Genomic DNA, 24,388 nt, shown 5'->3' with positions numbered 1-24,388 from the left:
CAGTCCGATCCAACTTATTCCAGTCGTCCAGCCTGTTGCCTTGCTTGACGGATCGCAATGCGCGCACCAGATTAGTAAGCAATCATGGAGGTTCGCTTGGATTATGCCCCCCGCCTGCACCAGCCGGCGCCAAACTTGCAGGAAAATCAGACCTTGCAGGCCCATACCGGTCTACAGCCAGCGCAGATACCAGACAAAATGATCGATCCCTTCGGTCGGGCCGTGACCTATCTGCGGGTATCGGTGACAGATCGGTGCGATTTCCGCTGCACCTATTGCATGGCGGAAAACATGACCTTTTTGCCGAAAAAGGACCTGCTGACACTGGAGGAACTGGACCGGCTCTGTAGTGCCTTCATCGCCAAGGGCGTGCGCAAGCTACGCCTGACCGGTGGTGAGCCGCTGGTGCGCAAGAACATCATGTTCCTGGTCCGCAGCCTGTCACGTCACTTGCAAAGCGGCGCGCTTGAGGAACTGACGCTGACCACCAATGGGTCGCAGCTCGCCCGCCACGCAGCCGAACTGGCCGACGCGGGAGTGCGCCGCATCAATGTCTCGCTGGATACGCTGGACGCGCAGAAATTCCGCACCATCACCCGCTGGGGCGATCTCTCCCAGGTCATGAAAGGTATCGATGCGGCCCAGGCGGCTGGCATTCACATCAAGATCAATGCGGTTGCGCTCAAAGGTTTCAACGAGGATGAACTTCCCGATCTGATGCGCTTTGCCCATGGCCGGGGCATGGATCTGACGCTGATTGAAACCATGCCGATGGGCGAGATCGACGAAGACCGCACCGACCGCTATTTGCCGCTTTCCGAGGTTCGGCAAGGATTGGCAGAACATTTCACCCTTCAAGATCTCGATTATCAGACCGGCGGCCCTGCCCGTTATCTCCGCGTCGAGGAAACTGGCGGAAGGCTGGGGCTGATCACCCCCCTCACCCATAATTTCTGCGAGAGCTGCAACCGCGTTCGCCTTACCTGCACCGGCACGCTCTATATGTGTCTCGGGCAGAACGATGCGGCCGATCTTCGGGCCGCCTTGCGGGCCAGCGAGGATGACGCGCTGCTGGCTGCGGCAATCGACGAGGCGATCCTGCGCAAGCCCAAGGGCCATGATTTCATCATCGACCGCACCACCCGTCGCCCCGCCGTATCGCGCCATATGAGCGTCACCGGCGGTTAACAGGTATTTTCAAACCTTTGCATCTATTGGTTTTCTGGATAGAACACCGCATCCAAGCCCGGGCGATCTGTCCGGGCGGACTGTTTGGAAAGCTTTTACGCGATGGTGCTGACCCGAAATATGAAGGGCGCGATGTTCATGGCTGCGGCCATGGCCGGCTTCACCATCAACGACGCCCTGTCGAAATCGCTGACCGAAGTGATGAGCGTCGGGCAGGTCATGCTGGTGCGCGGGGCGCTGACCACGCTTCTGGTCTATTTCATCGCTCGTCAGTCCCGCGCCGTGATCTCCCCCAAACTGCTCGGCAATCCGCTGATCATGACCCGCGTGCTGTGTGAGATTCTGGCCTCGATCACCTATCTCACGGCACTGTCTGCCATCCCGCTTGCCAATGCTGCATCTATCCTGCAATCGCTGCCGCTGGCCGTCACGCTTGGTGCTGCGGTGTTTCTGCGAGAGCCGGTCGGCTGGCGACGCTGGCTTGCCATTATCGCTGGCTTTATCGGAGTGATGATCATCATCCGGCCCGGTCCGGAAGGCTTTACCCTGTCGGCGATCTACGTGCTGGGCAGCGTGTTTTTCGCCGCCACCCGTGATCTGGTGACCACACGGATCGACAGGGCAACGCCTTCCATCGTCATCACCCTGATGACTGCCGCTGGCAACGCGCTGGCTGGCGCCGCGCTCATTCCGTTCCAGGGTGGCTGGCAGCCGCTATCCCTCCCGTCTTTTGGGGTGCTGATCTGTGCCGCTATCTTGATGTTCATTGGCTATCAATGCATCATTCTCGCCATGCGTACCGCAGACATTTCCTTCATCGCGCCCTTCCGCTATTCGGGCCTACTCTGGGCCATCGGCCTTGGCATTTTGGTGTTTCATGAATGGCCAGACCCCTGGATGCTGCTGGGCATGGCCGTTGTGGTCGGATCGGGTCTTTATACGTTCCACCGTGAACGGCTGCGGAAAATCCGCGATGCCAGCGCGCTGGCAGCTTGAGCCAAGAGCGCGCCATGGCACCACCTGCAACACCAACCGACCTTCCCGGCGTCATTCTGGCTGGTGGACTGTCGCGCCGCATGGGCGCGGATAAGGCAACCACTATGCTGGCAGGCCTTACCCTGCTGGACCATGTGGCCAACCGGCTGTCACCACAGGTCGGCAACCTCGCCGTCAACAGCAACGATCCGACCCTCAACACCCGCCTGCCACTGATCGATGATGGGATCACCGGTTACGCCGGGCCGTTGGCGGGCATTGCCACCGCCATGGAGTTTGTACGGCAGGTCTCATCCTCCAGCCATGTGCTGGTCGCGCCCATCGATACGCCCTTCCTTCCGGCAGATCTGGTGCAGCGTCTACTGTCCGTGACAGCGGACGAAAAAACCATCGTGCTGGCGCGTTCACTCGGACGGGTTCATCCGGTCGTCGGTCTCTGGCCGGTCGCGTTGAAAGAAACAATCGAGGACTGGCTGAGTGCGCCAGATAATCGCAAACTTATGCTCTTCCTTGGGAAACAGGTGTGTATAGAGGTCGAGTTTCAGGCGATTGATACGGCGCATGGTCCACTCGATCCATTTTTCAACGTCAACAGCCCGGATGATCTGGCCCGAGCGGAAATCTATCTAAAGGCCCTGTCTCATGACATCCAATGATCGCGTCCCTCACAAGGTATTCGGCATTTCCGGCTGGAAGAATTCCGGCAAGACGGGGCTGACCGAGCGGCTGGTTGCCGAACTTACGCAGCGTGGCTTCAGGATTTCTACGATCAAACACGCCCATCATGATTTTGACATCGATAAGCCCGGCGCCGATAGCTACCGGCACCGTCAGGCCGGTGCGGCGGAAGTCGCTATCGTCTCCGGCACGCGCTTTGCCATCATGCATGAACTGCGGGGAAGCCCGGAGCCAAGCCTCGATGAAATTTTGTCTCGGCTATCTCCCTGCGATCTGGTGCTGATCGAAGGCTATAAACGCGAGGCAATCCCGAAAATCGAGGCGCGGCGTCTGGACGCAAAGAACGGCGCGCCGCTTGCCCCTGATGATCCGCATATCATCGCCATCGCTGCCGATCATCAGATCCCCGACACAGACCTGCCGGTCTTCGATCTCGACGACACGATAGCGATTGCCGATTTCATCGCCTCGGCTACAGGTCTGTGCAATTAAAAATGCCGCCGGATCAATCCGGCGGCATGTCAGATATCTCAGCTTTATCAGCGGGCCGCCTGCACCGGCCGCACCAGCGGCGTGACACGGCGGACGGTGACGCGCCGGTTCTGCTGTTCCGGCCCATAGGTCATCACCTTAAGGAACTGCTCGCCATAGCCCTGGGTGATCATGTTTTCTGGCGGAATGCCGTAAACCTGGGTGAGGACATTGGCGACCGATTCGGCTCTGCGATCCGAAAGCACCAGGTTTGACTCAGCAGACCCGACGGCATCGGTATGGCCCTCGATCAAGAAGGTTTCGCCCGGATCGTCCTTCAACACCCGCACGATGGCATCCGCGACCTTCTTCAAGGTACCGGCCTGGTTCATGGAAATATCGGCGCTACCAGTCGCAAACGTCACGGTATCGAGGTCGATGCGGCGCATCTTATCGCGGATACGGGCGGAGTTGCGAACCTCGTCGATGGTATAGACACGCTCGACGGGCTCTACCGGCGGCTGCTCCATGAACTTGTAATAATCGCGGTCGGGCGAACTGCCGACGTCAATAATATAGTCATTGAGCGGCACACGCAGGCGCATGGGCGGCAGGTCCGCACCCGGATCACGGTAGACAACCCGGCGGTCGTCGTCGGCACCATAGAGATCTGGCGAGTAGAATAGCACATATTCCTGGCCATTGGCATCGATTCGCGACCGCTGGATCAACTGGCCATAGCGATTGCGCAGGCTGACGATTCGATCCCCGTTTTCCTTGAAGACAGTGATGCGAACACGCTGGTGATCCACCTGTTCATAGACCGGCGGGCGGCCATATTGAGCAAAACGGCGGTTGTCGTCGCTGCGGATGACGATCTGGCCACCATAATCCATCACCTCGCGGTCATCGTCGAAGCTGCGTTCGACGATGACATCGTCGGGATAGGTGAATTGCGGCTGATCGCGCAGACGGCGGCCCTGATATTGATCGATGGATTCAATGCGGATCCCCGGGCGCGGACGGTTGCCGTAATAGTCCTGCTGGGCCTGGGCATCGCTTTCAGGAATTGCATAGCGATCCTGGTCATCGGCCTGCTGACGCAGACGGCGCAACTGATCTTCGGACATGCCGCGACGCCAATTATTGTCCTTATCGCTGTCGAGCACGGGCGCACCGCGATCCACCGGCAGGATGATGGTTTCATCGGTCTGCGACGGCTTGTCGGCCAAAGCCCGCAACCGTTGCAATTCTTTCGGCGTAAACGGTGCCTGTTCCTGCGGCGGCAATTGCGGGCGCAATTGCTGATCGCTCACGGCATCGCCAGGCGCTCCCGGACGACCGGGTTGGCCCGGCTGGCCATTCTGTCCGGCTTGACCACCCTGACCAGGAGCCCCGCCCTTTCCACCCTGACCAGGAAGACCGCCCTGCTCGCGAGACTGTGTGGCGTTCATTGGCGGCAACAGAGCCGGGCGAGGCTTTCCCGCCTCGTCATTTCCGGGACCGGGCGGTGGTGGCATGGGAGCATCGGCGCGTGGTGCGGCAGGCTGAACGGGCGGCTGCGGTGCCTTCGGTGCGCCCGGTGCCTCGGCAGGCGGCTTTGGCCCGCCCGGCAACGGCGGCTCAGCTACCGGAGGCGCTGGCGGCTTCCCAGCCGGGGGCTCTGCGGGCGCGTTAGGCGCAGTAGGCTTTACTTGGGATTCAGGCGCCGTTTTAGGTTCGGGCTTGGCTTGGGGTTCCGGTTCGGCTGGCCGCGGAGCTTGCGGCCTTTGCGGTTGGCCTGCTGGGGCTTGACCTTCCGCTTGCGGATTTGGACGCTTCTGACCTTCCGGGACTTTTCCAGCCGGATCTTGTTCAGCAGGATTTTGAGCAGCAGGGTTTGGAACGGGCTTCTTGCCAGCCGGTCTCTGGTCTTCCGGTTTCACGGGCTGCACCTCGCCCTTAGGCATTCCAGGCTGGGGCGTACCCGGTTGCCGTGCAATCGTACGATCACCAACAGGCCGCATCGGCGCACCTTTCGGCTCACCGGCAGGAGGCATAGGCGGCTGAGCTTCGTTCTTCTTCGGCTTCACCGGCTTTTCTTGCGGTTCAGCTGGAGGCTCCGCCATTTTCGGCGGCTCCATTTTCGGTGGCGGGGGAGCCTTTTGTGGCTCTAACGCTGGCTCCATCGGCTTTTCATGTTTTTTCTGCTGTGGCGGCTCGGCGGAAGGCGCTTCCATTCCAGCCGGAGGCTTTGGCCTGGACTGCTGAGCAGGCGCTTCTTCCCGGGCAGGTGCTTCTACACGGGCAGGCGGGGCTGCTTCACTACGGGCGGGTGGCGCCTCAGGGCGCTTGTCTTCCTTCGGCGGTCTCGGTGCCTCAGGCGGGCGCTCTTCGCCGGGCTTTCCCTCTTCCGGCGGCCCCTTCTTTTTCTGCTTCGGCAGCTCTTCCGGCGGAGGCTCGGCCTGGGCCATCAGCACGATGCCGTGACCGTCAAGTGTCGTGCCAGCCGACATCGCCCGCATCCGGCCGGCAATATCCTGGCTTGGTGCGAGATTGTCGGAAGTATAAGAGGCGGCAAAGGATGGTGCGGCAACGAGATTTGCAAGTGCAATAAGCACCGATGCCGTTATCCTGGATTGTACTGCCATGGGTTTTCCTCGCAGTTGAGGCATTTTGCCTCGTTGTTCTTGAATTCGATTCTTTAACGACGCGCTTTTACACGCCGGATTCTAGGCAGGAAGATGGCTGGGTTGGAATGAACGAAGGGTGAATGACATGTTCACGACATCAGGCAGGGGGTGGCGAGCATTAGCAGTTGCAATTTCCGCAAAAACGGAAAAACTGGCGAAACGTTCCGGCGAAAATTCAAAGAAATGGCCGGTGCCTGCGCCAGCGGGACATTCCCATCCCGCATGGCAACCAACAGAGAGGATCTCATGCGTATCTCGACCCGTTTTCTGGCCGCCGCCTCCCTTACCGCCCTGTCATTGTTTGCCGGTGGCGCCTTGGCTGAAGAAAAGCTCGTTATCGGCACGGAAGGTGCCTATCCGCCCTTCAACAGCCTGGAAGCCGACGGCTCGCTGACCGGCTTCGACATCGATATCGCCAAGGCGCTTTGCGAAGAAATGAAGGTGACCTGCACCTTCAAGACCAATGATTGGGACGGTATCATCCCGGCCTTGCAGGCCAAGAAATTCGACGCCATCGTCGCCTCGATGTCGATCACCCCAGAGCGTCTGGAAAAAGTGGATTTCTCAAAGAAATACTACAACACCCCTCCAGCCATCGCCGTGCCGAAGGATTCGCCTGCCAAGAGCGTCGAAGACCTGAAAGGCAAGACCATCGGTGCGCAAACCTCCACCTCCCATGCCAATTATGCCGAAAAGCATATGCCTGATTCGCAGCTGAAGCTTTACCCGACAGCCGACGAATATAAGCTGGACATCACCAACGGCCGTATCGATGCTGTCATCGATGATGTCGTGGTGCTGACGCAATGGGTCAAGAGCGATGCAGGCACCTGCTGCAAGATCCTGACGCCACTGCCGATCGATCCGGTTATCAATGGCGAGGGTGCAGGCATTGCCGTTCGCAAGGGCGAAACCGCTCTGGCTGACCGCTTTACCAAGGCCATCGCCGCCATTCGCGCCAATGGCACCTACCAGAAGATCAATGCCAAATATTTCGATTTTGACGTTTACGGCGACAAATAAATCGGTTTAAGACGGCGTGATCCGGGGCTACCCGGATCACGCATAACAGACAAAGCAAAAACATGCGGCAAAGACCGCAAGGGGAATTGGCTAAATGGGCGGACTCGCTTCCGCGCTCGACGCCTTCTGGGCGCTCGTTTCGCAGATTTTCGATCCCTTTTGCGGCAGCGCCGGGATCTTCACCTGGTTTGCATCCGGGACACTTCTGGCCTGCGGCGATGCGGGCTGGGGCGATGAAATCGGCTTCGGCTTCAAGGTCACCGTCACACTGGCTGCGGCAACCCTGCCCTTCGGATTGGTCATTGGCTTCCTGATTGCCCTTGCCACCCAAAGCAGCGAGCGCATGTTGCGCCAGGCAGCCGCAATCTACACGACGATCTTTCGCGGCCTGCCCGAACTCCTGACGCTGTTCATCGTCTATTACGGCTCGCAGATCCTCATTCAGTCCGTCCTCGCCTCCATGGGCTTTGAGGAACGGATTGAAATCAACGCCTTTTTCGCCGGTATGATCGCGCTGGCTCTGGTGTTTTCGTCCTATTGCGCCGAGGTGTTGCAATCAGCTTTCCGCGCCATTCCCTCCGGCCAGTATGAGGCAGGCTTTGCCATCGGCATGTCGCGCACCAAGACCATGCTGTTGGTGATCGTGCCGCAATTGATCCGCATCGCCCTGCCCGGCATCGTCAATCTGTGGATGAACCTTTTGAAGGATACCGCGCTGGTCTCTGTCATCGGCCTTTCCGACATTATCCGCCAGACCGGTATTGCCGCCCGTGTTACCAAGGAAGCCTTCCTGTTCTATACGATTGCCTGTGCGCTTTATCTGGTATTGGCAATCCTCTCCTCCATCGCCGTCGGCTATATCGAAAACTGGACGAAACAGTCGGGGGCGAACCGATGAGCCACAGCCTCGAACTGATCCCGCCCCGCCCAGCACCTCCAAGACATGAGCATCGCGTTACCCCTGGCCGGGTATTGGGCGGATCTTTGCTGCTGGTCTGGGCTTTGCTTGGCCTTGGCCTGCTGGCGATGATGATCGGTAATTGGGACCAGGATAAATTCGTCAAATACGGTCCGCGTTTTATTTCGGGCCTTGGGACGACGCTCAGCATCGTCGTCATCTCGATTGCCGCAGGCGCGGTCCTCTCTATCCCAATCGCCTTTGGCCGGATGTCGAAAAACCGTCTGGCCAACGCCGCGACCTATGCCTATGTCTATGTCTTTCGCGGTACGCCGCTGCTGGCGCAGGTGTTTCTCGTGTATTACGGCCTCGGTGGGTTCCGGACGGAATTCGAGGCCGTCGGTCTCTGGTGGTTCTTCCGCGATGCCTGGTATTGCGGGTTGCTGGCACTGTCGCTGAACACGGCCGCCTATCAGGCAGAGATCCTGCGGGGCGCGATCCGCAGCGTTGGACGCGGCCAGCATGAAGGTGCTGCTTCGCTGGGTCTGCCGCGCACCGTCACGTTCTGGAAAATCATCCTGCCGCAAGCGCTGATTGTTGCGCTCCGGCCTTACGGCAATGAAATCATCCTGATGGTCAAGGGTTCGGCCATTCTGTCGATCATCACCGTTCTCGATATGATGGGCGAGACCCGCTACGCCTTCTCGCGCACCTTCGACTACCAGACCTATCTTTGGGCGGCGATCTTCTATCTCGCCATTGTCGAAATCCTGCGCCATGGCTGGGCCGCCATCGAGACACGGCTGACGCGCCATCTCAAGCGCTGACAAAACCTGGCAGCACTCAAGGCGATACGCTGCTAACCATATGATTTTTATTTTGAAATGTCATCTATGACAGTTTTGTTAAGCCTCAATTAAGCCTCGCATGGAACCATCATCCTATCGGACGAACCGATGCGCGACGGGCAGGTTTAACCTGTGCCGCCGGGATCAGAATGGGAACGAAACGAGGTTGCCATGAACACTGACATCAGGAATGACGACACACATAAATCTGGCATGACTTCCGATATGGAAATGATGCTGAAAGGCTATGGCATGACCACAGCGCAAATTCTCTACCGCATGCCCGATCACCAAAACCTGCTGCAAACCTTCATCTGGCAGAATTACGATCTGGCCCCGGATTTTCCGGAAATGCGCGGCTTTCTGAAATTCTGGCAGGAAAAGCTGGATGGACCGCTTCATTCGGTACGCTATGTGCATCGCAAACTGATTGCCGCCAATGAATGGCGAGCGCTGAAAGGCGAATTCATCCTGCATTGACAGTCGGCCTCGGAGGGAAAGCTGGCGATGTTGCCAAACGCGCCATGAGCCGGTAGACCCTCACGCCAATCGCCTGTTCTCGGCACCGACCATTGACTTTCAATGCCGGGCCGAGATCATGCGGATGGATTGAAATTTACGCCAGAGCCTGACGCCCGATCCGGTGCGCGGCGGCGTGATCTGAGGGCGACGCAATGGCGAAAATCGATGAAGAGAAGCTGTCCGAGGCTTATAACCGGGCATTGGCGCTTGAGAAGGCTGGCGATATCGACGCTGCGGTGAAGGCCTATCACGAGGTTCTGGAAATCGACCCGGAAGACCATGGCGGCGCAGCCGTCCGCCTCGCCTCGCTTGGCCGCGGTGAAACGCCGCCGCGTGCCTCCGATGCCTATGTGGAAACGCTGTTTGACCAGCATGCCGAGGATTTCGAGGATATTCTCGTTGATCAGCTCGGCTACGCCGTGCCGGTCATCGTGCGCCAGCGCTTGCAGGAACTGAAGCTTGGCCCATTCAAGCGCCTGCTGGATCTCGGCTGCGGCACCGGCCTGACGGGCGGCACCCTGCGTGACATGGTGGACGATATCACCGGCATCGATCTTTCGGAAAACATGGTCGAGATCGCCCATGAGAAAGACCTTTACGACACGCTTTACGTTGCCGAAGTCGAGGATTTCCTTGAGGACAATGATGAAGACCTGTTCGACGTGATCACCGCTACCGATGTCCTGCCCTATCTTGGCGCGCTTGAGCCGCTGTTTTTCGGCGTGTCGGAAAATCTGATGCTGGGCGGCTATTTCATCTTCTCCTCGGAAACCATGGGTGAGGATGTGCCCTACAAGGTCGGCCCGCATCAGCGTTTCGTCCATGCGCAGACCTATATCCGCGAGCGGTTGGCCGCCACTGGCTTCGAGGTCGTAGAAGTCACCGACATAAATGTGCGGATGCAAGATGGTGAGCCTTCGCCCGGCCATCTGGTGATCGCGCAGTTAAAAACCTTGAACTGACATAAAAGCCGCGAGGGCGAGATGACCGGACCAGATCTTCATCCGCCCTTGCTGCCCTACCGAACCGGCCACCTGCCGGTCACAGACGGCCACCGGATCTATTTCGAATGCAGCGGCAACCGTCAGGGCATTCCGGCCGTCATTCTGCATGGCGGCCCCGGCTCCGGCCTCTCTGAAACCACGCGCCGGTTCTTCAATCCCGAGCACTATCACATCATCCAGTTCGACCAGCGCCATTGCGGTCGCAGTCTCCCCTTTGCGGGCGATCCGGTGGTCGATCTCAGTACCAACACGCTGCCGCATCTGCTTGAGGATATCGAAGCGTTGCGCCTCTATCTCGACATTGAGCGCTGGCTGGTGATGGGCGGCTCCTGGGGATCAACGCTGGCGCTCGCCTATGCCCAAGCGCACCGGAAGCAGGTTCTCGGCCTGCTGCTGACCATGGTCGTCACGACAAGTGCTGCCGAAATCGAATGGATCACACGCGGCGTCGGACAGTTTTTTCCGGCAGAGCATACCCGCTTTCTCGACCATCTTTCAAGGGATCAGCGAGACGGCGATCTCACTACCGCCTATCACCAACTGCTGATCAATCCTGACAAAGAGATTCATGAAAAGGCCGCAAGTGCCTGGTGCGCATGGGAATCCGCCCATCTTGCCGTAAAGCCAGGCTATGTCCCGCATACCAGATGGTCGGATGCCCGGTTTCGGCTGTGTTTTGCCCGGCTTGTCACCCACTACTGGTCGCATCGTGCCTGGCTCGCTGACGGAGCCATTCTTCACGGAATCAAACTGTTGGACGGCATTCCTGCCATATTGATTCATGGCCGCCTCGATTTCGGTAGCCCGCTGAAGACGGCCTATGATCTGCATCAGGCTTGGCCGGGCAGTCGGTTGATTGTCGTTGAGGATGGTGAACACAATATCAGTGCGCCTGGCATGGCAGCCAGTGTCATCGGGTCCCTGCAACGCCTTGCCCGCGAATTGAAACACTGATCCGGCACCACCCCATCATGGCCGCTTGGCCCAAAAATAACTTTTCCTGCGTTGCGGGCTGCGATACCTCTGGCGGCGCGCAATAAGCAAAGGAGACTTAAGACATGGCCAAGGTGGCATTCATCGGATTGGGCGTCATGGGTTATCCCATGGCCGGACACCTGAAGGCGAAGGGCGGCCATGATGTGACGGTCTATAACCGCACCACGGCCAAGGCCGAAAGCTGGGTAGCCCAGCATGGCGGGGCGCTTGGCCTGACACCGGCAGAGGCCGCGAAGGATGCCGCTTTCGTCTTCACCTGCGTCGGCAATGACGATGACCTGCGTGCCGTCACCATTGGCGTCGATGGTGTTTTCGCGGGCATGAAACCCGGTGCGATCTTGATCGACAACACCACGGCCTCAGCGGACGTGGCTCGGGAACTTTATCAGGCTGCAAAGGCCAAAGGCTTTGGCTTCATCGATGCGCCGGTGTCCGGCGGTCAGGCTGGAGCGGAAAATGGTGTATTGACCGTGATGTGCGGTGGAGACGAGCCGGTGTTCGAACAGGCCCGCCCGGTGATCGAAGCCTATGCACGGATGATCGGCCTGATGGGACCAGCGGGTTCCGGTCAGTTGACCAAAATGATCAACCAGATCTGCATTGCCGGTATCGTTCAGGGCTTGGCTGAAGGCGTGCATTTCGGCAAGCGGGCCGGTCTCGATATCGAAAAGGTCATCGAGGTGATTTCCAAGGGGGCTGCCGGTTCCTGGCAGATGGAAAACCGCCACAAGACCATGGCCGTCGGCAAATATGATTTTGGCTTTGCCGTCGATTGGATGCGCAAGGATCTGGGCATTGTGCTGAACGAAGCCAAGACCAATGGCGCCACCCTGCCGCTTACAGCCCTGGTCGACCAGTTCTACGGTGACGTGCAGAAGCTTGGCGGCAATCGCTGGGATACGTCATCCCTGCTGGCCCGGCTGGAAAAATAATGAGATTAGGGAGCCTGTCTGTCTATCAGGCTCCCCAACCCTTATTCCTCACCCGATTTATTATTATCGAGCATCATGTAATCGAGCGGCAATTCAGTCGTGTATTTGATCTGCTCCATGGCGAAGGCCGAGGAAACGTCGCGGATCTCGATTTTGGCGATCAGCCGCTTGTAGAAGGCGTCATAGGCGCCGATGTCAGGCACCACGACCCGCAGCAGGTAATCCACATCGCCGCTCATGCGATAGAATTCGACCACTTCGGGAAATTCCGCCACCACTTCGGAAAAGCGCTTCAACCATTCAATCGAATGGGTATTGGTGCGCACCGAAACGAAGACCGTAACCTTGGTATTGACCTTGACCGGATCGAGCAGCGCCACGCGGCGCTTGATCACGCCATCCTCTTCCATCTTCTGGATACGCCGCCAACAGGGCGTGGTGGAGAGACCGACCTTCTTGGCGAGGTCGGCAACGGCAAGAGTGGAATCCTCCTGCAAAATACGCAGAATTTTACGGTCCAGACGATCCATGAGCGACACCATTGAAATTTTTTTTCGGTATAGCGCAATTTGGAGCGAACGAAAGCAAAATGCTTTCACCGTAGCCAGTGATCCACTTGCTTTTTCAAGATAGGTAGCAATTCTGCCTCAAACCACGGATTGCGGCGCAGCCAACCGCTGTTTCGCCAACTGGGATGAGGCAGCGGCAAAATCTTCGGCCCTGGCCGGTTGGTAAAAAACGATTCGCGCCAGCTTTGCACCGTGGCATGCAAGGTTGGTTTTCGCAGGTCGCCCATATGCCAACGTTGCGCATATTGGCCGATGGCAAGCACCAGTTCCACCTGAGGCATGACAGCCATGGCGGCATCGCGCCAATGCGGGGCGCATTCGCGCCGAGGCGGCAGATCGTGACCGCTGGCATCATATCCCGGAAAGCAAAAGCCCATCGGCAGGATGGCAAAGTTGCGGCTATCGTAAAACGCCTCCCGGTCCACGCCCAACCATTGCCGCAGCCGATCGCCCGAGGCATCGTTGAAAGGCAGTCCGGTTTCATGCACCCGCTTACCCGGCGCCTGCCCGGCAATCAGAATGCGGGCGGCAGAAGACAGGACGGCGACGGGCCTTGGCTCATGCGGCAGCGCCGTTGCCTGCGTCGGACAATCCCGGCAGATCCGGCAGGCGTGAATAGCGGCACGCAGTCCGTCTAGGTCAAAAGGCACGTTCACGCTCAATTTTCGTCCTGCCTGCGGATAATATCATTGCGAGGATGCAGCTTTCGCCATTCTTCAGGCCGGTCGAAAGTGCCTGCCCAAAGCCCCGCTTTGTCGGCCTGGGCCTGTTTTTCCTCATTCTCATAGCCGCCCGCATTCAAAACGAGACCGGAGCGAACCATGTCGGCGCCGACATCGCGGCCCATGACATTGCAGGTCACCAGAATACGGTCGTTGTCGATGCGCTCCGACCCCTGGCAGAGGACGCCAGCCTGAGCCATGCGCTGGGCGAGACCAAATCGGGCCTGCGCACCGCAAAGCTGAACAACACCATCCTCGCCCCGGCACCGCTGACCAATTTCGGGTGAATCCAGGCCTTTGAGTTGCAGGCGTTGACCATTGGTCACCAATGTTTCACCATCGGCAATCACGAAAGGGCCATCGAAGGACGGCATTTTGCGGGGCCAGAAGGCGGCGGCAATCATTGTGCCGATGACCAGGCAGACGAAGGCGGCAGCGATGATCCGATGCATGCGTGTCACAATCTGGCCCTTTTCAATAACAGCCGGTATCCGAGAATGGCAAATAAAACCTTTCCAGAAAGTAACTCTTAAGACTTCATGGCTAGTCTGAGACGGACCGCGGAAAAAATGCAACCATATCATGGGTAACGGCGTCTCAAACTCGACCGACAAGAATATTGTCGACCTATCGCGTAGCCACCGCAACAAGGCGACGGCAAAAGCCTTACGCATGACCAGAGAACGCTTGCATTCCACCCATGGCGGCACACCGGCTTTCGAAAAAGACCTGCTGTCCATGCATACCCAGGCCAGCCTGCAAGGCGCGGCCATCACACCTTTCATCACGATATTGACCGCGGGCCTGACGGCCTACCTGTCGGGAAGCCCGATCTATATCCTCTGGGCACTGCTGACGCTGAGCATTCATGCCCTGAACATTCTGCTCATTCGCAAGGCTGCCAAGCGCATTCCGGTCTCCCATCATCAGGAACATTGGCGCCATGTTCTGCTGGGCGGGCATCTGGCCATGGGCTGCTGCTGGGCCGCCTTTACCTTCCAGACCTGCGACGCCTGCGGCCCGACAAGCGACCTGCTGCTGAAAGGCTCCGTACTGCTGGTCGTGCTCTGCACCACGGCCATGACCAATATTCTGCTGCGTCAGGCCGTACTCTATGCGTTTACCCCACCGATCATTGCGCTTTCCGCACAGGCGTTTGTTTCTCAGCGTGTCGACGACGCAACGCTGGCCCTGGCCTTTACCGTCTCCGTGCTGTTCTTCATCTATATCACCGGCAGGCTCTACGTTTCCAACCTCAAGCTGATCTCCTTCCAGAGCGAGAAGGACGACCTGATCGCCGAGTTGGAAGTGGCCAAATCCATGTCGGATGAAGCCCGCCGCCGGGCGGAAGAAGCCAATATGGCGAAATCGCGCTTTCTCGCCTCAATGTCGCATGAATTGCGCACACCATTAAATGCCATTCTCGGCTTTTCCGAGGTCATGGCCCAGGAAGTGCTGGGGCCACTCAACAATCCGCTTTACCGGGAATATTCCGGCGACATTCACAGGTCCGGCCAGCACCTGCTCAATCTGATCAACGAAATACTCGATCTGTCGCGAATCGAGGCCGGCAAATACGATCTTTCGGAAGAATCGATCTCATTGCTTGAAGTCGCCGAGGACTGCGTCGGCATGGTGCAATTGCGCGCCAAGGCCAAGGATATCAAGATATCCCAGCAATATGAGGTCAACCTGCCTTCCCTTTGGGCCGATGAAAAGGCGCTTCGGCAAGTGGTGCTGAACCTTTTGTCGAATGCGGTGAAATTCACGCCGCCGGGCGGAGAAATCTTCGTCAAGGTCGGCTGGACCGTCGGCGGCGGGCAATATGTCTCCATCAAGGACAATGGCCCTGGCATCGCCGAAGAGGAAATCCCCGTGGTGCTCTCAGCCTTCGGCCAGGGCTCCATCGCCATCAAGAGCGCCGAACAGGGGACAGGCCTCGGCCTTCCCATCGTTCAGGCCATCCTCGCCAAGCATGGTGGCGAATTCAAGCTGAAATCAAAACTGCGCGAAGGGACGGAAGTGATTGCCATCCTGCCTGCCAAGCGCGTCCTGCAAACGATTCCCGCCGTACAAGGCACCCAGGCCGTGGAACCGAAGCGACGTTATTTCGCCTGAACAAACGGGCTCTGAACCCTCACCGCTGCATATGGGGCCGTCGTTTGCGCCCCAGCTTCCAGCCATTTTTTTGAGCCCTGGCAAATTTTAGCCCGGCCCTTCGGCGAAACCGCCGGACCGGCGCAACATCATGGGAGAGGACCAAGACACCAAGCGGCACCATCCAGAAGCCAAGCACGGGCAGAAAGCCCAGGCAGCCGCCAACCACCAGAAGACTGCCAACCGTGATCCGCCCGCCGCGAGACTGCGGGATTGGCAGGTTGAAACGCCCCAGATGCAGGCGCCCCTTCTCGGTATCCATATGATAGGTCTTGGTTTTCTTTTCCGTCACGGTCGTCCTTCAAGGCCGCTTGAGGCCAGTTTTCCCACAGACATCAGATGGGAAAGAGGGGAAAACAAAACAAGAGGCACTTTTTTTTCAAAAAGGGACTTGGCAAACCATCAAAGCCTGAGTAGAAGCCCACTCACACCAACGGACGCGGTTCACACCGCTTCAAACGGTACATTCCCTGGTAGCTCAGCGGTAGAGCATTCGACTGTTAATCGACAGGTCGCCGGTTCGAATCCGGCCCGGGGAGCCATATTCCAGCTGAATAGCTGACATTATAAAGCCGGATCATTTCTGATCCGGCTTTTTTTCTATCCTAATTCAAGCTGATGGGCTTAACGGCAAACCGTGGTTGTCTTGTAGACCCAACGCCCATGATGACGGAACTTGACCTTCTTTGTCCGGCAGTTATCGCGGTAGGCGTGATGACGCCGCTCGAAATTGCGATGGTGGGGACGGCGATCGTCGCGGCTGTAGTAGCGATCAGGATTATGACCGCGATCATACACCATAACCCTGACATCATCGGCCAGAGACGGCGCTGCCGTTGCTGTGATGCTTCCCAGACCGATCAGACATGCGACCAAAAATTTCTTCATCTTCTATCTCCTGATGCGTTTCACTGGAAACGATGACTGGAGATTAAGCGAAACAAGATGAACGCAATCTGATCCTCTTGTTCATGTTGAGGACGGGTGTTTTTCAGCGGTCACATGCCTTCGGTTACTCAGTCGCCACGCATTCAAAAAACTGAAATGGCCGACCTTTGTAGTCGCGCTGCTCCGTCTCCGTAAGGCCGATCTTGCGCAGCACGGCCAGCGAGGCCGCGTTGTCGACATGGGCGAAGGCGGTGAAGGCATTCCCGATGCCTTGCTCAAAGAACCAGCGCTTCAAGCCTGTAGCGATTTCCGTTGCAAAGCCTTTGCCCCATTCATCATGGCAGATGGAATAGCCCAGTTCGTACTGCCCGCTGTCCTTCGACCATGAGAAACCAGCGCGCCCGATGAAGCGGCCATCGTCCCGGGCAATCAGCTTGAGCTTACCAACACCATTTGCCTCATAGTCATCCATCCAGCCATCGATACGTTCCGCCGAGTAGGACTGGCTCCATGGCGCTCCCGTGCTGACAAAACGGCAGGTTTCCGGGGTTGAATGAAGGTCGGCCAGCAATGTCTCATCGCCCGCCCGCCATGGGGTCAGCAAAAGCCGCTCTGTCTCGCAGACCAGCGGGATCTGGTGGACACCGCCCGATACCGCCTGACGCACGCCAGTGGTGCCGGGAAATGTCAGGGGCAGCCCCTTCAGCGAGCGCACCGCCAGATAGGCCCAGGCCTCCGCCTCCATGGCATCGCCATTGAGCGCCAGATCATCGGCATTGACGATCACAGCTCCTTCCCGCGCCGCCATGTCGTTCAAATCAGCCATGATAACCGCATTCAACCGACCACCGCCGCAGATCACATAGGTTTTCGGCTCCTGCGGCAAATGCCGGGCCGAGGCGAAAATCGACGCCGCAGCCACATGCGCCAGCGTGCGCGCACCATCTTCAAGGCTGATATCCCCAGCTTTGGGCGGAGTGAAGTCATTGCGATCCAGTGAGCGGCGCAGATTGGAGGTGAAAAACCCGTGGCCAAGATAACGATCCGCCAAGGGCTTCACCACCCGGCCCTTGGCGGCAATCCCGCCCCCGGCATCAAAAGCAAGGCCGGTATGGGCCTCAACCCATTGGTCGATCAAGGTATTGCCGGGGCCACTGTCAAAGGCGGCGATTTCGCCGTCAGCACCGATATAGGTCAGGTTGGAAATGCCGCCGATATTGACGAAGCAGGCCGGAAGGCGTTCCGCCCCCAATCCGCCAGCCAGCGCAGCATGATAGGCAGGCACCAGCGGGGCGCCCTGCCCGCCATGCACCATATCACTGGCGCGCATATCGTAGACGACATCAATACCGGTTTCGCGGGCCAGCAACGCGCCATCGCCAAGCTGCACCGTCAAAGCCTGATCCGGCCTGTGCAACACCGTCTGGCCATGAAAGCCGATGACATCGATATCACGGGCGCGAAGCCTGTTTGCGGCGAGAAAGTTTTTGACCGCCTCCGCATGACGCAGCGTCAACTCCCTCTCCAGCGCGGCCAAGCTTGCCGGGCGCTGGCGGCGGTCGGTGATCACCTTGGCATCCTCCAGCCCCTGCTTCAGTCGCTGGCGAAACGCATCGTCATAAGCCACCGCCAGAAACGGCCCACGCTCCACCACCGCCTCGCCATCTGTAGTGACCAGGGCAACATCGATGCCGTCCATGGAGGTGCCACTCATCAGGCCGATTGCTTGCAGCGTTTTGGTCACGACTCGATGTTCCTTTTCCCGGCGATCAGAAAGAGCGGTATTGATGGCTGAAATTGATGCACTTTTCAAAAAACAATGATAAAGCCGCCTCGAATTCCAAATTCACAAGACCAAAGTCCGATACCAGAAGGCGTGACGATCATGTCCAAGTTCAAGTCCGATTTCCTCCGTACAATGCATGAGCGCGGGTTTATTCATCAAATTTCCGATGAAACCGGCCTCGATGATCTGTTGTCGAAGGAAACCGTGACGGCCTATATCGGCTATGATCCAACCGCCTCCTCCCTGCATGCGGGTTCGCTCATTCAGATCATGATGTTGCACTGGTTTCAGGCAACCGGCCATCAGCCGATTTCTCTGATGGGTGGCGGCACGGGCATGGTGGGCGATCCGTCCTTCAAGGAAGAAGCCCGCCAATTGATGACCGTGGACAAGATCGAGGACAATATTGCCTCGATCAAGCGCTGCTTTTCGCATTACCTTGATTACGACAAAGGCCCCAAGGGCGGCGCATTGATGCTGAACAACGCCGAATGGTTGCGTGGGCTGAACTATCTCGAATTTCTGCGCGATGTGGGCCGTCATTTCTCGGTCAACCGTATGTTGTCGTTCGAGAGCGTCAAGACCCGCCTCGACCGCGAACAGTCACTGTCCTTCCTGGAATTCAACTACATGATTCTCCAGGCCTACGATTATGTCGAGCTGAACAAGCGCTACGGCTGCCGCCTGCAAATGGGTGGCTCTGACCAATGGGGCAATATCATCAACGGTATTGACCTTGGCCACCGCATGGGCACACCACAGCTCTACGCGCTGACCTCGCCGCTGTTGACGACATCCTCTGGTGCCAAGATGGGCAAATCGGCCACGGGCGCTGTGTGGCTGAATGCCGACCTGCTCTCGGCCTATGATTTCTGGCAATATTGGCGCAACACCGAAGATGCTGACGTCAGCCGCTTCCTGAAGCTCTACACAACGCTGCCAATGGATGAGATTGCCAAGCTGTCTGCGCTGGGCGGTTCGGAAATCAACGAGGTCAAGAAAATCCTCGCCACCGAAATCACCGCCATCCTGCATGGCCGCACCGCCGCCGAGGAAGCAGCTGAAACCGCCCGCAAAACCTTTGAAGAAGGCGCACTGGCCGATAATCTGCCCTCCATCGAGGTCGCAACAGGCGAACTTGAAGCAGGTATCGGCCTTCTGGCCCTGATCGTCAAAGCCGGCCTCGCCGCCTCCAACGGCGAAGCCCGCCGCCATGTGCAGGGTGGAGCTGTGAAGATCAATGATCAGAGCGTGTCAGATGAGCGCATGAGCATTGGGGCTGGTGAAGTGACGGCGGATGGGGTTATCAAGCTGTCATTGGGTAAGAAGAAGCATATTCTGGTGCGTCCGGTTTGATGTGATGGCCTTCTGTGTTTTGATTGGCGCAGAAGGCTTTTTAAGTGTTGAGAAAATCGAATACAGAACTGCCGCTTTATTCGGAGGATTTGAGACTGCCTGTGTCAACGCTTAACATAGCGGATAACGCCAAGGAGTATACATGAATGAAGATAATGTGTCTCAACGGCTGGGGCGGCAAACTACATAAGCATTTGACTTCTTATATTAAATCGGAATCTCCCGATATTTTGTGCCTGCAAGAGGTGGTCCACAGCCCTGAAGCACAAAATGACTGGTTAACCTATAGGGATGGAGACCACATCCTGCCACAACGTGCGAACTTTTTTCGTGACGTTGCGGGGGTCCTCCCTGATCATACAGCAATATTCTGCCCGGCAGCCCAAGGAGTTCTTTGGGATGAAGAGCACACCGTGCAATCTCAATGGGGACTGGCAACCTTTGTCCACAAATCCTTGCCAATCACGGCACAAGTTCAAGGCTTTGTCCATAAGGGTTTTTCTCCGCACGGATATGGCGAGCACCCAAGATCAAGAACTGCTCATGCCATTCGTGTTTATGATTTCCAACTAGATCGCTCAATATGCGTAGCGCACATGCATGGACTTCGCGATCTCAAAGGAAAAATCGACACACCAGAGAGAACGCAGCAGGCGCATCGGATGAAGGAACTAGCAACCTATGTCTCCGTACCAGGTGATGCGCTGATCGTATGTGGTGACTTCAATGTAGAACCTTCAAGCGAAACATTCGAGATACTAGGAAAGCTTGGACTGACGGATTTGGTAACGACCAGAGGGTTCAATGGCACTCGCACATCACATTATTTAAAACCCGGAAAATTCGCCGACTACATGCTGGTCAATGAGTATGTCGAAGTTTTGGAATTTTCGGTCGTAACAGAACCAGAGGTTTCTGATCACTGCCCACTGCTGTTGACAATCTGATCAGAACTCATGTTGGTTAATTCTAAAAGCTAAAACGCTTTCGCAAATGGCCTATAATTTACGATTGAATAAAATGAACAAAATTACTTTAGAAACTCCTTTGCAAACTCAATCGGAAATATCCAAGTTTTTTGCTCGATATTCGCAACAATGATTTCAGCATCCAATCAAGCGCCGGATTCCCACTCCCTTCTCACGCATCACCCTTCCAGCCCTCCTCAAACACCAAATCTTCCAACGCAAGCCGCTTGCGCCACCCCTTCACCTGCAATTCCGGCTCATCATAAAGCTCGGCAATGTGGCCAAGACACAGCCACCCAACAATCTCAATCCGCTCTGGAATATTGAGAATAGCGCGCAAATCGGTATCGTGGAAAATACTGACCCAGCCGACGCCGATGCCTTCCGCGCGGGCGGCGAGCCAGAGGTTTTGGATGGCGCAGACGGTGGAGTAGCTGTCCATGCGGGGGTTATGGGTTCGCCCCAGCACCACGGGGCCTGCGCGGTCTGGGTCGCAGGTAACGCAGATGCCGAGTGGGGCTTTGAGAATCCCTTCCAGCTTCAGATTGCGGTAAAGCGTGGCCTTTTCGCCTTCGAACAGCGCTGCCGCCTCGTCATTGGCCTTGGAAAAAGCCTGCCAAACGGCATGCCGCCGTGCGGCATCGCGCACCAGGATGAAATTCCAGGGCTGCATGAAACCGACGGAGGGGGCGTGGTGGGCGGCGGTGAGGATCCGCCAGAGGGTGTCATCGTCGATTGGGTCGGCTAAGAATTCATCGCGCACGTCGCGACGGGTCATGATGGCCCGGTAGACGGCGGCGCGTTCTTCGGCAGAAAAAGCTCCGGCAGATACCAGAGCATCGTTCACTAAGTCCTGCATCGTTTGGTCCCCAACAATGCGCCCTACGCGATCCCTTGCGAATCGCGATCAAGCAAAACGCACCTGCCGTCCGCGCAAGCGTCGTCTATCGTGTCAGGCCGGTCTTCTGACTGGGCTTCCTTTGATTGCCGCACCTTCCCGGTTCTCACCAGTGGTAAAAGCAACAATCATCCACCTCACAGCGTTGGGCACGTTGCGGAATTTCACCGCATTCCCGATTCTCCCGCAAACATGCGGGCACCTGACAAAGGGCTGGTACTGTCAGACTGCGGCGATGCTTAGGCGGCCGCCGGGAAATACCGCACATAGGCAAATTCCTGGCCGTCCGGCGACCAGCTAGGCACATTGATCGTCCCCTGCCCGCCAAACAGCTCGAACAGGGTTTCGACATTTCCGCCGTCCATATCCATCAGGCGCATACGGACATGGAGATCGCGCGGGTGGTCGAAGACATCGCCGTCATAGGAAATGAACACCACCTTGCGGTTATTTGGGCATGGATGGGGAAACCAGTCACCCTGCCCGTCATCGGTCAGGCGCTGCACGTCGCTTCCATCCGGGCGAATACGCCAGATCTGCATCGCGCCGCTGCGGCTGGAGTTGAAATAAATCCACTCTCCATCCGCTGACCAGTCCGGCCCATCATTGCGGCCTTCGCCATGGGTTAGGCGCCGCTCATCGCTGCCGTCAACCGAAATCGTATAAATATCGAAGACCTGGTCGCGGATGCCGCAATAACACACCCTTCCGCCATCCGGCGACCAGCCATGCCAGTAGGAAGGCAGGTTTTCGGTGATCTGGACAGGTGTTCCGCCTGCGGCTGGCAGGATGTAGAGGCAGGTTTTGCCATGCTCCACCTTGTCGCAGATTGCCAGCCATTGGCCATCGGGCGAAAGCCCATGATCATTGTTGCAACGTGTGGCAAAGCCGGTGTCGATCTTTTCCGGCACCGACTGCCCGACCAGAGGAAGACGATACATCAGCCCGTCATCATTCAGGATCAGGGAGGCGCCATCCCGCGACCAGTTCGGCGCTTCCACCAAACGTTCCGTCTGCCAGACAATGCGGCTCTGGCGGGTCTCAATATTGTAAATCTCGACAGAGCTGCGCATAGCCGCTAGCGATCCCGGAACCGATTGGTAATCGGATAACGACGGTCGCGGCCAAAATTCTTCTTGGTGATTTTTACACCCGGAGCCGATTGGCGGCGCTTATATTCAGCCAGATAGAGCAAATGTTCGACGCGGTGCACGGTGGTGATGTCATGGCCGCGCGCCAAAATCTCATCCACTGACATTTCCTTTTCCACCAGGCATTCCAGAATGTCATCCAGCACCGGATAGGGCGGCAGGCTGTCCTGGTCTTTCTGGTCGGGGCGCAGTTCGGCAGATGGGGCCTTGGAGATGATGTTGGCCGGAATGACCTCGCCTGCCGGGCCGAGCGCACCAACTGGCACATGGCCGTTGCGCCAGGCCGAAAGCGCATAGACCTGCATCTTGTAGAGGTCCTTGATCGGATTGAAGCCGCCGTTCATGTCGCCGTAGAGCGTCGCATAGCCCACCGACATTTCCGATTTATTGCCGGTCGTTACCACCATCGAGCCGAACTTGTTGGACACCGCCATCAGGATGGTGCCACGGGTGCGGCTTTGCAGGTTTTCCTCGGTAATGCCGCTTTCCGTTCCCTCGAACATATCGGCAAGACTGGACAGAAAGCCCTCTACCGGCTCTGAAATCGGCACGATGTCATAATGGCAGCCAAGCGCCTTGGCGCAATCGGCGGCATCCTTGAAGCTTTCCTCGGATGTGTAGCGATAGGGCAGCATGATGGTGCGCACCCGCTCATGCCCCAGCGCATCGACTGCCATTGCTGCACAAATCGCCGAATCGATGCCACCGGACAGGCCGAGCACCACACTCTTGAAGCCGTTCTTGTTCACATAATCGCGGAAACCCAACATGCAGGCGCGGTAATCCGCCTCCTCACCCTCGGGGATATCAGAGACTTTGCCTGCCGCGCAACTCCAGCCATCGGCGTCCCGCGTCCAGGTGGTCAGCACAATGCTTTCCTCGAACTGCGGCATCTGAAAAGCCAGCGTCTTATCCGCATTGAAGCAGAAGCTGGCACCATCGAACACCAGTTCGTCTTGCCCGCCCACCTGATTGGCGAAAACCAGCGGCAAGCCGCTTTCGATCACCTGGCGCAGCACGACCTGATAGCGCACCTGAAGCTTGCCATGGTAATAGGGCGATCCATTGGGAACCAGCAGAATTTCCGCACCGCTTTCGGCCAGTGTCTCGCAAACGCCGAGATCGTTCCAGATTTCTTCGCAGATCGGCACGCCCAGCCGCACGCCACGGAAGTTCACCGGTCCCGGCATGTCGCCTTCGACAAACACCCGCTTCTCATCGAATTCGCCGTAATTGGGCAGGTCGATCTTGTCACGCAGACCGAGAATCTTGCCACCATCAATAATCGCCACCGAATTGTGCCGGCCTTTATCGCCCTGACGCGGAAAGCCGATGATAACGCCCGGTCCGCCATCGGCGGTATCGGCGGCCAGTTCCTCCACCGCTGCCTTACAGGCTTGAAGGAAGGCGGGTTTCAGCACCAGATCTTCCGGCGGATAGCCGGAAATGAACAGCTCGGACAGCAACAGAAGATCGGCCCCCAGCGCGGCTGCCTTCGCGCGGGCGGCCCGGGCAAGGCTGAGATTGCCCACCACATCGCCCACGGTCGGGTTGAACTGAGCCACGGCAATGCGCAGCGTTTCGGGTCTTTGGACTGTGTCGCTCATGGCTCAAGGTTTACCCCGGCCATCGGTGGACTGCAACGGCCCAAAACGACCTGCTGAG

The 24,388-nt window shown here is 57.6% G+C and carries 24 protein-coding genes, 1 tRNA gene, 1 pseudogene and 1 riboswitch; of the genes and pseudogenes, 15 read left to right on the top strand and 11 right to left on the bottom strand.

Features of this window, described 5'->3' with window-relative positions:
* Positions 1–198 precede the first annotated feature (198 nt).
* The 4 genes from moaA to mobB all read left to right on the top strand — a co-directional run bounded on the left by moaA (position 199) and on the right by mobB (position 3,354).
* The gene (moaA, locus tag G6L01_RS06030; protein WP_070165107.1) at positions 199–1,188 is read left to right on the top strand and encodes a GTP 3',8-cyclase MoaA; all 990 of its coding nucleotides are present in this window, start codon (positions 199–201) and stop codon (positions 1,186–1,188) included.
* A gap of 102 nt (positions 1,189–1,290) precedes the next feature.
* Entirely contained in the window at positions 1,291–2,184 is an 894-nt protein-coding gene (locus G6L01_RS06025; RefSeq protein WP_070164598.1) for a DMT family transporter, read from the top strand.
* A gap of 14 nt (positions 2,185–2,198) precedes the next feature.
* Positions 2,199–2,840 carry a molybdenum cofactor guanylyltransferase MobA gene (mobA, locus tag G6L01_RS06020; RefSeq protein ID WP_070165106.1) on the top strand — a complete coding sequence of 214 codons (642 nt, stop codon included), beginning with the start codon at positions 2,199–2,201 and terminating at the stop codon, positions 2,838–2,840.
* Positions 2,827–3,354: a molybdopterin-guanine dinucleotide biosynthesis protein B gene (gene mobB / locus G6L01_RS06015; protein ID WP_070164597.1), complete on the top strand. Its 528-nt coding sequence runs from the start codon at positions 2,827–2,829 to the stop codon at positions 3,352–3,354. The genes mobA and mobB overlap by 14 nt, the downstream gene beginning before the upstream one ends.
* 47 nt (positions 3,355–3,401) lie before the next feature.
* Here the strand turns inward: mobB and G6L01_RS06010 are convergent, their stop codons facing one another.
* A complete protein-coding gene (locus G6L01_RS06010) occupies positions 3,402–5,963 on the bottom strand; it encodes an OmpA family protein (protein WP_070164596.1) in 2,562 nt (853 codons plus the stop codon).
* Between the two features lie 288 nt (positions 5,964–6,251).
* Between G6L01_RS06010 and G6L01_RS06005 the strand changes: the two genes are divergently transcribed.
* The 7 genes from G6L01_RS06005 to G6L01_RS05975 all read left to right on the top strand — a co-directional run bounded on the left by G6L01_RS06005 (position 6,252) and on the right by G6L01_RS05975 (position 12,228).
* Positions 6,252–7,028, top strand: a complete 777-nt coding sequence (locus tag G6L01_RS06005; RefSeq protein ID WP_070165105.1) for an ABC transporter substrate-binding protein — start codon at positions 6,252–6,254, stop codon at positions 7,026–7,028.
* Between the two features lie 94 nt (positions 7,029–7,122).
* A complete protein-coding gene (locus G6L01_RS06000) occupies positions 7,123–7,926 on the top strand; it encodes an ABC transporter permease (RefSeq protein WP_070164595.1) in 804 nt (267 codons plus the stop codon).
* Complete coding sequence (locus G6L01_RS05995) at positions 7,923–8,753, top strand: ABC transporter permease (RefSeq protein ID WP_070164594.1); 831 nt, start codon at positions 7,923–7,925, stop codon at positions 8,751–8,753. The genes G6L01_RS06000 and G6L01_RS05995 overlap by 4 nt, the downstream gene beginning before the upstream one ends.
* Before the next feature lie 234 nt (positions 8,754–8,987).
* On the top strand, positions 8,988–9,254 hold the full coding sequence (locus tag G6L01_RS05990) for an usg protein (RefSeq protein WP_041696536.1): 267 nt from the start codon (positions 8,988–8,990) through the stop codon (positions 9,252–9,254).
* A 194-nt stretch (positions 9,255–9,448) separates the two neighbouring features.
* The gene (locus G6L01_RS05985; protein ID WP_070164593.1) at positions 9,449–10,258 is read left to right on the top strand and encodes a class I SAM-dependent methyltransferase; all 810 of its coding nucleotides are present in this window, start codon (positions 9,449–9,451) and stop codon (positions 10,256–10,258) included.
* Between the two features lie 21 nt (positions 10,259–10,279).
* Complete coding sequence (gene pip, locus G6L01_RS05980; RefSeq protein ID WP_070164592.1) at positions 10,280–11,254, top strand: prolyl aminopeptidase; 975 nt, start codon at positions 10,280–10,282, stop codon at positions 11,252–11,254.
* 104 nt (positions 11,255–11,358) lie between these two features.
* Positions 11,359–12,228 (top strand): NAD(P)-dependent oxidoreductase, encoded by an 870-nt coding sequence (locus tag G6L01_RS05975; RefSeq protein WP_070164591.1) that lies wholly within the window; start codon positions 11,359–11,361, stop codon positions 12,226–12,228.
* Positions 12,229–12,269: 41 nt separating this feature from the next.
* Here G6L01_RS05975 and G6L01_RS05970 read toward each other — a convergent pair whose 3' ends face one another.
* From G6L01_RS05970 to G6L01_RS05960, 3 genes are all read right to left on the bottom strand, one after another.
* Positions 12,270–12,758, bottom strand: a complete 489-nt coding sequence (locus G6L01_RS05970; protein WP_015915887.1) for an Lrp/AsnC family transcriptional regulator — start codon at positions 12,756–12,758, stop codon at positions 12,270–12,272.
* Between the two features lie 65 nt (positions 12,759–12,823).
* Positions 12,824–13,453, bottom strand: a complete 630-nt coding sequence (locus tag G6L01_RS05965) for a uracil-DNA glycosylase family protein (RefSeq protein ID WP_420359880.1) — start codon at positions 13,451–13,453, stop codon at positions 12,824–12,826.
* A 2-nt stretch (positions 13,454–13,455) separates the two neighbouring features.
* Positions 13,456–13,971, bottom strand: coding sequence for a thermonuclease family protein (locus tag G6L01_RS05960; RefSeq protein WP_081344041.1), 516 nt, complete (start codon positions 13,969–13,971; stop codon positions 13,456–13,458).
* Positions 13,972–14,101: 130 nt separating this feature from the next.
* On the opposite strand from G6L01_RS05960, the gene G6L01_RS05955 reads away from it, so the two are divergent.
* Positions 14,102–15,637: a sensor histidine kinase gene (locus G6L01_RS05955; protein ID WP_070164588.1), complete on the top strand. Its 1,536-nt coding sequence runs from the start codon at positions 14,102–14,104 to the stop codon at positions 15,635–15,637.
* Between the two features lie 19 nt (positions 15,638–15,656).
* Here G6L01_RS05955 and G6L01_RS05950 read toward each other — a convergent pair whose 3' ends face one another.
* Positions 15,657–15,968: a hypothetical protein gene (locus G6L01_RS05950; RefSeq protein WP_139190284.1), complete on the bottom strand. Its 312-nt coding sequence runs from the start codon at positions 15,966–15,968 to the stop codon at positions 15,657–15,659.
* Positions 15,969–16,143: 175 nt separating this feature from the next.
* Here G6L01_RS05950 and G6L01_RS05945 point away from each other — a divergent pair.
* Positions 16,144–16,218: transfer RNA gene (locus G6L01_RS05945), tRNA-Asn, on the top strand.
* 82 nt (positions 16,219–16,300) lie between these two features.
* Here the strand turns inward: G6L01_RS05945 and G6L01_RS05940 are convergent.
* The 3 genes and pseudogenes from G6L01_RS05940 to G6L01_RS05930 all read right to left on the bottom strand — a co-directional run.
* Positions 16,301–16,564, bottom strand: a complete 264-nt coding sequence (locus G6L01_RS05940; RefSeq protein WP_070164587.1) for a hypothetical protein — start codon at positions 16,562–16,564, stop codon at positions 16,301–16,303.
* 124 nt (positions 16,565–16,688) lie between these two features.
* The gene (locus G6L01_RS05935; protein WP_337692693.1) at positions 16,689–17,231 is read right to left on the bottom strand and encodes a GNAT family N-acetyltransferase; all 543 of its coding nucleotides are present in this window, start codon (positions 17,229–17,231) and stop codon (positions 16,689–16,691) included.
* Positions 17,208–18,278: pseudogene (locus G6L01_RS05930) on the bottom strand (anhydro-N-acetylmuramic acid kinase); the annotation flags it as partial. The pseudogene G6L01_RS05930 and the gene G6L01_RS05935, both read right to left, overlap by 24 nt.
* A 171-nt stretch (positions 18,279–18,449) precedes the next feature.
* On the opposite strand from G6L01_RS05930, the gene tyrS reads away from it, so the two are divergent.
* Together tyrS and G6L01_RS05920 are read left to right on the top strand one after the other, a co-directional pair.
* On the top strand, positions 18,450–19,706 hold the full coding sequence (gene tyrS / locus G6L01_RS05925; protein ID WP_070165102.1) for a tyrosine--tRNA ligase: 1,257 nt from the start codon (positions 18,450–18,452) through the stop codon (positions 19,704–19,706).
* Positions 19,707–19,852: 146 nt separating this feature from the next.
* Positions 19,853–20,653, top strand: coding sequence for an endonuclease/exonuclease/phosphatase family protein (locus G6L01_RS05920; protein WP_070164586.1), 801 nt, complete (start codon positions 19,853–19,855; stop codon positions 20,651–20,653).
* Positions 20,654–20,846: 193 nt separating this feature from the next.
* Here the strand turns inward: G6L01_RS05920 and bluB are convergent, their stop codons facing one another.
* From bluB to G6L01_RS05905, 3 genes are all read right to left on the bottom strand, one after another.
* Complete coding sequence (gene bluB / locus G6L01_RS05915) at positions 20,847–21,533, bottom strand: 5,6-dimethylbenzimidazole synthase (RefSeq protein ID WP_070164585.1); 687 nt, start codon at positions 21,531–21,533, stop codon at positions 20,847–20,849.
* A gap of 79 nt (positions 21,534–21,612) precedes the next feature.
* A riboswitch (cobalamin riboswitch) is annotated at positions 21,613–21,793 on the bottom strand.
* Positions 21,794–21,811: 18 nt separating this feature from the next.
* Entirely contained in the window at positions 21,812–22,645 is an 834-nt protein-coding gene (locus tag G6L01_RS05910) for a TolB family protein (RefSeq protein ID WP_070164584.1), read from the bottom strand.
* Positions 22,646–22,650: 5 nt separating this feature from the next.
* A complete protein-coding gene (locus G6L01_RS05905; protein ID WP_070164583.1) occupies positions 22,651–24,330 on the bottom strand; it encodes an NAD+ synthase in 1,680 nt (559 codons plus the stop codon).
* Positions 24,331–24,388: the final 58 nt, after the last annotated feature.

Source organism: Agrobacterium vitis (assembly GCF_013337045.2).
Lineage (GTDB): Bacteria > Pseudomonadota > Alphaproteobacteria > Rhizobiales > Rhizobiaceae > Allorhizobium > Allorhizobium vitis_B.
Note: the sequence above shows the minus strand (reverse complement) of the source record. Positions and strands in the feature narration are given on the sequence as shown.